The organism is Mucilaginibacter lutimaris (genome assembly GCF_042676625.1).
Taxonomy (GTDB): domain Bacteria; phylum Bacteroidota; class Bacteroidia; order Sphingobacteriales; family Sphingobacteriaceae; genus Mucilaginibacter; species Mucilaginibacter lutimaris.
This window is the reverse complement of the sequence record NZ_JBHTIA010000003.1, coordinates 1884011-1896139: the sequence shown is the minus strand read 5'-3', so window position 1 is coordinate 1896139 and position 12129 is coordinate 1884011. Positions and strand designations below refer to the sequence as shown.

General features: G+C 42.6%; 9 protein-coding genes. 8 read left to right on the top strand and 1 reads right to left on the bottom strand.

What is annotated here, in order from left to right; translation table 11 throughout:
* The first annotated feature begins 85 nt into the window (after positions 1-85).
* The 5 genes from ACFQZI_RS09465 (at position 86) to ACFQZI_RS09445 (ending at position 7840) form a co-directional block, all read left to right on the top strand.
* On the top strand, positions 86-2563 hold the full coding sequence (locus ACFQZI_RS09465) for an ABC transporter permease (protein ID WP_377141623.1): 2478 nt from the start codon (positions 86-88) through the stop codon (positions 2561-2563).
* A 292-nt stretch (positions 2564-2855) separates the two neighbouring features.
* On the top strand, positions 2856-5255 hold the full coding sequence (locus tag ACFQZI_RS09460; RefSeq protein WP_377141620.1) for an ABC transporter permease: 2400 nt from the start codon (positions 2856-2858) through the stop codon (positions 5253-5255).
* A gap of 325 nt (positions 5256-5580) precedes the next feature.
* Positions 5581-6195, top strand: a complete 615-nt coding sequence (gene recR / locus ACFQZI_RS09455; RefSeq protein ID WP_377141617.1) for a recombination mediator RecR — start codon at positions 5581-5583, stop codon at positions 6193-6195.
* Between the two features lie 6 nt (positions 6196-6201).
* On the top strand, positions 6202-7041 hold the full coding sequence (locus ACFQZI_RS09450) for a glycosyltransferase family 2 protein (protein ID WP_377141615.1): 840 nt from the start codon (positions 6202-6204) through the stop codon (positions 7039-7041).
* Positions 7025-7840, top strand: a complete 816-nt coding sequence (locus tag ACFQZI_RS09445; RefSeq protein WP_377141612.1) for an SDR family oxidoreductase — start codon at positions 7025-7027, stop codon at positions 7838-7840. The genes ACFQZI_RS09450 and ACFQZI_RS09445 overlap by 17 nt, the downstream gene beginning before the upstream one ends.
* Before the next feature lie 69 nt (positions 7841-7909).
* On the opposite strand, the gene ACFQZI_RS09440 is transcribed toward ACFQZI_RS09445, so the two are convergent.
* Positions 7910-8854 (bottom strand): ion channel, encoded by a 945-nt coding sequence (locus tag ACFQZI_RS09440; protein ID WP_377141609.1) that lies wholly within the window; start codon positions 8852-8854, stop codon positions 7910-7912.
* A gap of 279 nt (positions 8855-9133) precedes the next feature.
* Here ACFQZI_RS09440 and trpD point away from each other — a divergent pair, with 279 nt between their 5' ends.
* Genes trpD through trpB form a run of 3 tightly spaced genes read left to right on the top strand, consistent with a single transcriptional unit; the run spans position 9134 to position 11971 of the window.
* The gene (gene trpD / locus ACFQZI_RS09435) at positions 9134-10123 is read left to right on the top strand and encodes an anthranilate phosphoribosyltransferase (RefSeq protein WP_377141606.1); all 990 of its coding nucleotides are present in this window, start codon (positions 9134-9136) and stop codon (positions 10121-10123) included.
* A 3-nt stretch (positions 10124-10126) separates the two neighbouring features.
* Positions 10127-10750 (top strand): phosphoribosylanthranilate isomerase, encoded by a 624-nt coding sequence (locus ACFQZI_RS09430; RefSeq protein ID WP_377141603.1) that lies wholly within the window; start codon positions 10127-10129, stop codon positions 10748-10750.
* Positions 10751-10789: 39 nt separating this feature from the next.
* Entirely contained in the window at positions 10790-11971 is a 1182-nt protein-coding gene (gene trpB / locus ACFQZI_RS09425; protein ID WP_377141600.1) for a tryptophan synthase subunit beta, read from the top strand.
* The last annotated feature ends 158 nt before the right edge of the window (positions 11972-12129 follow it).

Genomic DNA, 12129 nt, shown 5'->3' with positions numbered 1-12129 from the left:
GTAAGAATCAAGAGGCAAGAAGTAGGAATCAAGAGTCAAGAAAAATAAAACTGGTAAATTATATAAATTATTAAATCTGCGGTCGATGATCAGAAACTATTTTAAAATCGCATTCAGGGGGTTCAGGAAACATAAAGTGTTTACCGCAATAAATGTGGTAGGCTTGTCAATAGGTATCAGCGCAGCTCTGGTGATATACCTTATTGTACATTTCGATTTTACGTTCGATCAGTTTCAAAAAGACCGTGAGCGTATATATCGCGTAACTACCGATTACTCCTTTTCGGGCGAAGTTGGCCACAACGGTGGCGTAACCATGGCCTTACCCGGAGCCTTAACAACCGAAGCAACGGGTATAGACCAGGTAGCGCCCTTGTTCTTATATGGCGATATGACGGTTGTTATACCTGATGGGTCTGCCGCCGGCAACAAAATAAAGAAGCAGGGCGGAGTGATATTTGCCGAGGAACATTACTTTAATCTTATCGATTATAAATGGGTTAGCGGCACGGCAAAAACATCGCTTAAAGCGCCAAACCAGGTTGTACTAACCACAAAGCAGGCTAACATCTATTTCCCTAAGCTTAAATATGATGATATGATAGGAAGGGAGGTGATCTACGACGACTCTATCAAAACCACTGTTAGCGGCATTGTTGAGCCTTTAAAAGAACACACGGATTTTAATTACCACGATTTTATATCGTACATAACCGGTACAACCAACCATTTCCTGAAAGATTATTTCCAGGTTACGCAATGGGGCAATACCAGTTCATCGTCGCAGGTTTTTATAAAGCTATCGCCAACGGCTAATGCCGCCCAGGTAGAAAAGCAACTGAATGCGATGCTAAAGAAGCATAACCCGCCAAAGCCTGAAAACAAGGGCAACACCCAGGATTTTCACTTACAGCCGCTTACCGACCTTCACTTTGACCAGGTATACGGCGGCCTTGATGGTGAACGCACGGCAAGTAAAACCACTTTATATGGCTTGTTGGCTATTGCCGCGTTCCTGCTCATATTAGGTTGTATTAACTTTATTAACCTTACCACCGCGCAGGCATCGCAACGCGCCAAAGAAATTGGCATCCGTAAAACCATGGGGAGCAACCGCAGCCAGCTAATAGCCCAATTTTTAAGCGAAACCTTTTTAATAACCTTATTTGCCGTTATTATAGCCATTGGGCTTGCGCCAGTAATACTTAAGCTCTTTACAGATTTTATACCCCAGGGCGTTACGGCAAATTACATGCATCAGCCGGATATATTTGTGTTTTTGCTGATACTGATTTTACTGGTAAGCTTGCTATCCGGCTTTTACCCGGCAATGATGCTGTCGGGATACAAACCTGTTGATGTATTAAAGAACCAGGTGCAGGGTGGCGGCAGTAAATCGCGCTCGGCGTGGTTGCGTAAATCATTAACGGTAACGCAATTTGTAATAGCGCAATTCTTTATCATGGCCACTATTTTGGTAAGTAAGCAGATATATTACGCTTTGCATAAAGACCTTGGCTTTAAAAAGGACGCTATAGTTAATATATCTACGCCATACAAACAATTAAATACCAATAAGCAAGAGGTTTTTAGAGATAAAATAAGCGCTATACCGCAAATAGAAATGATAAGCACAGGTGGCGCGCCGCCATCATCGGGCAATACCAATTCTACCGAGGTAACTTATAAGGATGGTAAAAAGGAATTAAAAACAGACCTGCAATTGAAGTTTGCCGATGAAAATTACCTTAAAGTTTACCAGATTAAATTACTGGCCGGCCGTAACTTAAAGGCTTCTGACACCACAGGCGGCGGCGCTTTTGTTATCAATAACACTTATGCCAAAGTATTGGGTTTCCGTAATCCCGCTGATGCTATAGGCAAGCTGATTGATTTTAATGAAAAGAAAGCCGAGATAGTAGGCGTAACAGCCGATTTTTATCAGCGCTCGTTACGTTCCCCAATAAAACCGCTTACATTATTGATACCTCCAAAGCGGAATAAATGGAATAACCGCACTTTCCATATTGCTTTAAAAGCCCAAACTGCAGGCGGTAACGAATGGAAAAAAGCCATAGCAAGCGTTGAAAAGGCCTGGAAGGAAGTGTACCCTGAGGATGATTTTGAATACACCTTTTATGACGAGAACATCGCCAAATTTTATACCGCCGAGCAAAACACATCAAAACTACTTACTTGGGCTACGGGTTTATCTATATTCATCAGCTGCCTGGGCTTATTAGGCCTTGCCATATACACCACAACACTGCGAACTAAAGAAATTGGCGTACGCAAGGTATTAGGTGCATCTGTTACGCAAATAGTTACCCTGCTATCAACAGAACTGATATGGCTGATAGTATTAGCCTTTGTACTGGTAACGCCAATAGCGTATTGGGCCATGCACAAGTGGATGGAAAACTTTGCCGACCGCACAACCATTAGCTGGTGGATCTTCGCGCTGAGCGGTGCAGGTATGCTAACCGCAGCATTATTTACGCTAAGCTTCCAAACCATAAAAGCAGCAGTGGCCAACCCGGTAAGAAGTTTAAGGAGCGAATGATATAGAGATTGGCGATTGGTTGATTAGAGATTAGGAAAATGTCTTTCTTGTCATCCTGAGCGATAGCGAAGGATCTACTATTGAACTACTAACTTCTATAGGCATGGTGGCGATTAGATGCTTCGCTATTGCTCAGCATGACAGAAACTTTTAAAAGCGATGGCCAAACCCATCGCTTTTTTATTTTTAGGCCCTCTCAAAAGGAGAGGGCCTGGGTGAGGCTGTTAACTAATGTTAAATTTTAGTATTTAACATTTATAGTGCTGATATTGTGGCATCAAACCTGTACCATATGCTAAAAAACTACTTCAAGATCGCGTTTCGTAACCTGTCGAAGCATAAATTCTATGCTGCTATAAATGTGTTTGGCTTGTCGCTGGGTATAAGCTGCTGCATTGTTTTGTTTCAGTTTATAACTTACCATTTAAGTTTTGATACCCACCATAGTAATGCGAAACACATATACAGGGTGGTTGACGAGATGCATGTGCCCGATGGCAGCGTTAGTTACGAAAAAGGCGCGCCGATGGTGATGGCCAATGCCGTTAAAACACAGGTGCCGCAGGTAAAAAACACAGCCATACTTATGGCCGACAGATCTTTTACCGTAGCGGTAAACAACGATACCACAAACCCCAAATTATTTAGCGAGCACGAGAACATAGCGCTCACCGATAACCATCTTTTTGAAATTTTTGATTACAAATGGGAGCAGGGCAACCCGGCTATCGCTTTAACAGAGCCTAATACAGCAGTTATAAGCGCCGGCCTCGCTAAAAAGTATTTTGGCGAGGCAAACCCTATGGGTAAAAGCTTATTGGTAGATAACCGTTTACCCGTAAAAATTACCGGCGTGCTGGGGGTAGCAGGCAACACCGATTTTAAGGCCGATATGTTTATTTCTTTAGCATCGTTTGAGCAATTAAACCCCGATTTTGCAAAGCAGATGCGCAGCGACTGGTATTTTATTAATTCGCACACCAGCATATTTTTCAGGTTGAACGACAATGCCTCGCCGCAAAAAGTAGAGGCCGCCATCGCATCCATCATTCAAAAAACACTTGGTAAAGATGGCAGTTGGTTCCACTTTAAACTAATGCCTTTAAGGCAATGGCATTTCGACGGCCGTTATGCAGGTGTTGTCCAAAAATCGTTATTGCTTACCCTGGGCTTGGTGGGCTTGCTACTCATAATTATAGCCTGTGTAAATTTTATAAATATGGCTACGGCACAAAGCACCAAACGTGCAAAGGAAATTGGCACACGCAAGGTTTTAGGGAGCACACCGCTGGCCATATTTTATCAATTTATAACCGAAACCGGTATAATTGCCGGTATTGCTGTAATTTTATCAACAGGGTTTGCTGCTTTGTTTACGCCGGTATTAAACAACTGGCTGGGCACCAATTTAGCGCTCAATATTTTTGATCATCAGTTGGCATTGTTCCTGCTGGCTGTATTGTTATTAATTGTGTTGACGGCGGGCTTTTACCCTGCTTTTATTTTAAGCCGCTTTAAACCTATAAACGCGTTAAAAAACCAGGTTAATGCAAATGTTAATACATCTCAGTTTACCCGCAAGGGGTTGATCATTGCTCAAAATATTATAGCACAGGTGCTTATTATTTGCACCTTGTTAATAACGCTGCAAACAAAATTCCTTAAAAATGCCGACCCGGGCTTTAATAAAAACGCCATAGTGATGCTGCCCTTACCCGATAAGGCCAAAGCCAAAACAGATTACCTGCGTAATTTAATGTTAAGCAACCCCGGTGTCAAAAGCATTTCGTACTGTTACGAAGCAGCGATTTCAACTTCGCAAAAGGGGGGAAGTGTTAAATATGATAACCGCGACTGGGAGAACTTTACGGTGCTATCTACCATAGGGGATGCCGGCTACGCCAAAACCTTCGGGCTGAAAATTATTGCCGGGAGAGATTATGCCGAAAGCGATAGCAGCAAACAATACCTTATAAATGAAAAATTGGTCAAAATGTTGGGTGCGAAAACTCCTGACGATGTTATAGGCCGCAAATTTACATCGGGCGACCTCAATAATTCTGAAGGGACAATTGTTGGTGTTATAAAGGATTTTCACTCCAAATCGATGTATTCTGCCATGATGCCCCAACTGATCAGCAGCGGCAGGGAGTATTACCGTTATGCTGCGGTTAAACTATCAGGTAACGATATTTCTGCGGCCATAAATAATGTACGTAACTCCTGGAAAAGCGTTTACCCCGAATATGCTTTTGAGTATCATTTTTTAGACGAGCAGATAGCGCAGTTTTACAGCAAAGAAGAATTACTTGGCAAACTCATAAAAGCCAGCACGGTAGTAGCTATACTGATAAGTTGCCTGGGGTTGCTTGGATTGATATCGCTAATTACCACCCAGCGTACTAAGGAAATAGGCATCCGAAAGGTGTTGGGCGCATCTGTAGCAGAAATAACCGCGCTTATATCAAAAGATTTTTTAAAGCTTGTACTGTTAGCTATTGTAGTGGCCATACCTGTAGCATGGATAACCATGCACCAATGGCTGCAAAACTTTGCTTACCACATTGATGTACCGGTTTGGGTTTTTATTGTAACGGCGGTATTATCAGTATTCATATCTTTAATAACAACCGGAATACAAACCATACGCTCGGCAATGGTTAGCCCTGTAAAAAGTTTAAGAAGTGAATAGTCTCACTTGTGATAACCCATAAAATGGTTTAAAATGTTAGGGTAAGCCCATCATAATAATAACAATCAAAACAGGGTGTTCCATTCTGTCCCGTTTTTAATAAAATGGGACACCCCTTAAAAAACACATTATGAACTGTATCACAATATTTTAATTAGTCAATAGATAAGTATTACTTTAACTAAATTTTATTTTACAAATTGTGCATATAGCTGATAATCAAATCATTACAAATCCGTCTCGCTGTGTGACTCAAATTGTGGGACACCCGGTAATAAGCGGTTATCAACTATACATCATCGTGCAAAATATGTAAATTCGTACCATGAATTTTTCATCGAAGTTGCTGGAGGATGCTGTTGCCGAATTTGCAAAACTACCTGGTGTGGGCCAAAAGACCGCGCTGCGCTTAGTATTGCATTTGCTTAACAGGGATAAGGAAGAGGTGCATAAATTCAGTACGGCAATCAGCAAGCTGCGTAACGAGATCCAGTTTTGTCAAACCTGCCACAATATATCCGACCAAAAGGTTTGCGAGATCTGTTCGTCGCACAAGCGCGATCACGGCCTGATTTGCGTGGTGGAAGACACGCGGGATGTAATGGCTATTGAAAATACCAATCAATATAACGGCGTTTATCATGTGTTAGGCGGCTTAATATCACCAATGGACGGTATAGGCCCGGCGGACCTGCAGGTAGATTCGCTTGTGGAAAGGCTAAAAGATGGCACCGTTAAAGAAGTGATATTTGCGCTTAGCGCTACCATGGAAGGTGATACCACCATTTTCTACTTAAACAAACGGGTAAAACAATTCGCCATAAACATCTCAACTATTGCCCGTGGCATAGCTTTTGGAGGTGAATTAGAGTACGTAGACGAGATTACGTTAGGCCGATCTATCGTAACCCGTGTACCGTACGAAAATTCATTATCCTGATAGCTTATGAAACTTTCTGTCATCGTAGTTAACTACAACATGTGCCAATTCTTAAAGCAATCCCTTTATACTTTAATTAGGGCGTGCAGGGATATTGAATATGAAGTACTTGTGATAGATGACGCATCTACAGACAATTCTGGTTCCATGGTGCAGAACGAGTTTCCGGAGGCTACACTCATTGTAAACCAGCAATCATTTGGCATGGCCAAAGCCCGTAACCAGGGTATCGAAAAAGCAAATGGAGAGTATGTTTTATTGGTCAATGCGGATACAATAAGCGGCAAAAAAACTTTGGAGCATGTATTGGAATTTATAGAAGCACACCCTAATGCCGGTGCTGTTGGGGTACGCATGCTTAGTCCGCGTGGCAACTTCCTTCCTGAGTCGAGAACGGGCTATACCCGGGCTTGGGGCGCGTTGTTAAAATTAACGGGCCTCGCCAAATTTTTTCCAAAATCCCGTTTTTACAAAATTGACGACAACTGGGCAGAAGAAGATGAATTTGCCACCACAGAGGTAGATGTTGTAAACGGCGCATTTATGCTGATGCGTAAATCTGTATTAAACGAAATAGGTGGTCTGGATGAACGTTTAGCAGCTTTTGGGCACGATATTGACTTATCGTTCCGCATTAGGCTTGCAGGCTATAAAAATTATTACTTCCCAAAAACCTACATATTAAACTTTAGGAATCAATACAATCCTAAATTTAGCTGGGCGTACATTAAAAGTTTTTATGGCGCTATGTTTATATTCGCAGCGAAGTATTTACTGCACATGCCTGAAGTAAAAATACCGGGCATCCCGCGGATCTTCGCCCCGAAATATGAAATTGAAAGATAAGGTTGTAATTATAACCGGCGCTTCTTCAGGCATAGGCAAGGCCCTTGCCACTGAGTTTGCCCTGCGCGGCGCAAACTTAGTTTTAGCCTCACGGCAATATGTTACACTTTGCGGTATCGCCCAGGATTTGCAAAATCAATATGCAATTAAGGCTATCGCCGTACAATGCGATGTTACGGTTGAAGAAGATTGCGCCGCACTTGTTAAACAAACCCTCCTTACATTCGGGAAGATAGATATCCTGATCAATAATGCGGGCATCTCTATGCGCGCCCTTTTCAAAGATGTAGACCTGCAGGTAATGAAAACCCTAATGGATGTTAACTTTTGGGGAACGGTTTATTGCACTAAACATGCCCTGCCGGAGATAGTGAAGACACGAGGCAGCATAGTGGGTGTATCATCAATAGCCGGTTACAAAGGTTTGCCCGGCCGCGCCGGGTATTCGGCATCTAAATATGCCATGAATGGTTTTTTGGATGCCTTGAGGGTTGAGAACCTGCGTACCGGAGTGCATATTATGGTGGCCTGCCCGGGCTTTACCGCATCAAACATCCGCAATACAGCATTGGATAAAAACGGCAACCAGCAAGGCGAAAGCACTTTAGAAGAAGATAAAATGATGAGTGCCGAAGAAGTGGCCCGCCTGATAGCAAACGGAGTAGAAGACCGCGACCGTACGCTGATCATGACCTTTCAAGGTAAGCTAACTGTGTTACTGAGCAAATTTTGGCCTGGATTCTTAGATAAACAAGTGTTTAAAGTTTTTGCAAGAGAGAAGAACGCTTTGTTAAAGTAGTTCAATGGTTCATTAGTTCAGTTGTTCATTGGTCTTGGCACTTTACTAATGAACTAATCAACCAGTAAACTAATGAACCATTTCAAATTCGCTTATTTTACTCATATCTAATTCTATCCTGCCTTCTTCATCCCTCTCAAACATGGGTACAAATTTGGCATTCCAAACCATATCCTGCGCTGTGTAAGACGTGCGGGAATGTACGGTTTGAGAAAAGGTATCATCGAATGCTTTTAACAAGATCGCAAACGTGGCCTGGTAAGTTTCAAGATCCTCAAATAAGATGTCTATTAAAGGGCTTTTATCATCAAGCGGATGTACAACGGTCCAGTTAAGCGTAAGGAGGCTCACATATTTACGCTCTAACTCAAGCGGAAAGAAACGACGGACAGGTTTGCCATCTACAAATTCGTTATAAGAAAATATAACCTCTACATCCAGGTCTATTAATACATTTTTACGGATGTTGGCAAGGCGGAACATCAGGCCACGGCCGTTTTCCTTATAAGGCGCAACCAATAAATTTTCGCTGTAAACAATTTTAGCCGATGGTTTCGAGAAACGCCCGTAAAGTAAACCTGTTGCCAGTGCAAAAGCCAGCAACCCAATCATCGATTCAAATGCGGCCACGCTATTAGCTACAACACCCCTTGGGCTGATATGCCCGTAACCCACTGTAGAAATGGTTTGTGCCGAAAAGAAGAACGCGTCTAAAAAACGGCTTCCACAGCTGTTGCCCGAAGCGCCGTCGAGGCTGTCCATACCAATTAATACATAGATGGATGCAAAAACTATATTGGCTATGAGGTAACCGCTTAACACCACCAGCCAAAACTTTCCCCAACTCATTTTTATAAGTGTATGGTAATTATCGGCGGTGTTAAAGCGGGAGAGGCCTTTGCGCTTAACATTTACCGAACCATCCTTGTTGATAAGCGGCTGGTTCTTCATTACCGGCTGCGGGCCAAAGCCAAGGTCGTTCTCGGGGTTAATTTGTTGGTTATGTATGGCCATAGGTTTAATTAGTGATTTAGTGAATTAGTGATTTAAAATTAATAGCAAAAATCACTAATTCACTAAATCACTAAATCACTAATTGCTTGGTAAAAATATTATAATGCTTGCTTTTAGTGAAAACAATTTCCATATTTGCCAATAACAAAATGAAAGCGCAGATATTAAACAACAATTGGTGGTGGCTTAACGAGAATTCGTAAGGCAGCCTCATTTTTTGTTTTTAATAAAATATACAGAAGGGTTGCCACATGGTAACCCTTTTTTTATGCCCTAACAATGAAACAGATACTTAACCACCTTTTTGAACATAAGACCTTTACCCGCGAGCAATCAAAAGATATACTCAAAGATATTGCGTTGGGCAAGTTCAATAATTCGCAAATGGCCGCGTTTATGACGGCCTATTGTATGCGCAGCATTACGGTGAACGAATTAGAAGGCTTTCGCGATGCTATGCTGGAGCTTTGCCTGCCTGTAGATCTTGAGCAAGGCGAACTGATTGACCTTTGCGGCACAGGAGGCGATGGTAAGGATACCTTTAATATTTCAACCCTTGCATCATTTGTGGTGGCAGGCGCGGGCTACAAGGTTGCCAAACACGGTAACTACGGTGTGTCGTCGGGTTGTGGATCATCAAACGTAATGGAGCATCTGGGTTATATGTTCACCAATAATAACGATGGGCTTAAACGTAGTATAGATAAGGCGAATATCTGTTTCCTGCATGCGCCGCTGTTTCATCCGGCCATGAAAACAGTAGCACCCATTCGCCGGGAGTTGGGTGTAAAAACCTTTTTTAACATGCTTGGTCCGTTGGTAAACCCGGCTAAGCCGCAAAACCAGATGGTGGGCGTTTTTAACCTGGAGCTTGCCCGGATCTACGCTTACCTTTATCAAAAGTCGAACGTAAAATATACCATCCTGAATGCGTTGGATGGTTACGATGAGATCTCGCTTACCTGCGATTTCAAAACATTCTCATCCGACGGCGAAAAGATAAACACTATTGAAAGCCTTGGGTTTGATAAACTGGCCGAAGACCAGATAACCGGGGGGCATACCGTAAGCGATTCGGCAGATATATTTATGAGTGTGCTGAACGATGAGGCTACGACTCCGCAAATTAGCGTGGTATTAAGCAACGCGGCAATGGCCATTAAAACCATACATCCCGAAAAAAGCTTTGCGGATTGTTTTTACGAGGCCGAAGAAGCGCTGGTTAGCAAAAAGGCGTTGAATAGCTTTAAAACATTGATAGCCAATTAAGCCATGAAGATAAAGGTTTGCGGCTTAAAGTACACGGATAACATTAAAGCAATTGAGGCTTTAAAACCTGATTATATGGGCTTTATCTGTTATAACAAATCGCCCAGATTTATTGGCGGGATGGATGACGACGAACTGGTGAACATCCCGACAGACATTATTAAAGTAGGTGTTTTTGTTGACGAAGATGCGGATACTATCAGCAAAATGATCTATAAATATAAGTTTGATGCCATACAATTACATGGCAGCGAAAGCCCGCAATTTTGCGATATGTACAGGCACGAGGTACAAGTAATAAAAGCATTTGGCGTAGATAAGAACTTTGATTTTAGCCGTCTGGATGCTTATAAGAACAATGTAGATCATTTCCTGTTCGATACCAAAACACCGGCACATGGCGGATCGGGGCAGGTTTTTGATTGGAGTATTTTAGATAAATATAAACTGGATGTACCCTTTTTTTTATCGGGCGGATTAGGTTTAGATAACTTGAACGAAGTGAAGGAAATAACACATCCCGCATTTTACGGTGTAGATCTGAATAGTAAGTTTGAGACAGAGCCGGCGATGAAGGGTATAAATAAATTAACAAAGGCGTTTGATATAATTAGGAGTGGTTATTAAATCACCAATTCAATCAATCACTAAATCAATAATTGATAAATGAAGTACGGAGTTAACGAACAAGGTTATTACGGAGATTTTGGAGGTGCATATATACCCGAGATGCTATACCCCAATGTGGAAGAGTTAAGGCAGGAATACATTAAAGTAATGAGCGACCCAAGCTTTATCGCCGAATTTAACCAGTTACTTAAAGATTATGTTGGCCGCCCTTCGCCATTGTACCGTGCCGACAGGTATTCTGAAAAGTATGGCGCTAATATCTTCTTTAAACGCGAAGACCTGAACCATACCGGTTCGCATAAAATAAACAATGCCATTGGGCAGATATTGCTTGCACAGCGCCTGGGCAAAAAACGCATCATTGCCGAAACGGGTGCAGGCCAGCATGGCGTAGCTACGGCTACCGTTTGTGCGCTTAAAGGTATTGCATGCGTTGTTTACATGGGCGAAATAGATATGGCACGACAGGCACCAAATGTAGCCCGTATGAAAATGTTAGGTGCTAAGGTTATACCGGCAACATCCGGCAGCAAAACGCTTAAGGATGCCACTAATGAGGCCCTGCGCGATTGGATAGGCAACCCGGTGGATACGCACTACATTATTGGCTCGGTAGTGGGGCCATATCCGTACCCCGATATGGTGGCGCGTTTCCAGGCCATTATATCGCAAGAAACTAAAAAGCAGCTTTTAGAGCAAACAGGCAATGAATTGCCTCAATATGTTATGGCCTGTGTGGGGGGTGGAAGTAATGCTATGGGTATGTTCTACCATTTTTTAGATGATGAGGATGTTAAACTGGTTGCGGTAGAAGCAGCGGGTAAAGGGGTGGAAACCGGGCACTCTGCAGCTACCACATTTTTAGGTAAGGAGGGTGTGCTACATGGTAGCCGAACCATTTTAATGCAAAGCGACGACGGACAGGTGGTAGAGCCATACTCTATATCGGCCGGGTTAGATTATCCGGGTATAGGCCCACAGCACGCGCATCTGTATAAAATTAACCGTGCCCGTTACGTAAGTATTACCGACGATGAAGCACTTAATGCGGGCTTGCTTTGTTCGCAAATGGAGGGCATTATCCCCGCAATAGAAACCGCGCACGCGCTGGCTTACTTAGAAAAAATGACCTTCGAGAAAAGCGATAACGTGGTTATATGTCTATCCGGAAGGGGAGATAAGGATCTGGAGACGTATATTAAGCACTTTGGATTTTAACTAAGTTCCAAGCCGAAAGTCTTAAGTTCCAAGTCATAAACACAATATGACTATAGACTAAAGACTTTCGACTTCGACTTAAGGTACTGTATCATTACCGAACACATACTGTTACACTTACGTACACGCCGGCCGTTTTTAATCTTGCATAACTATCT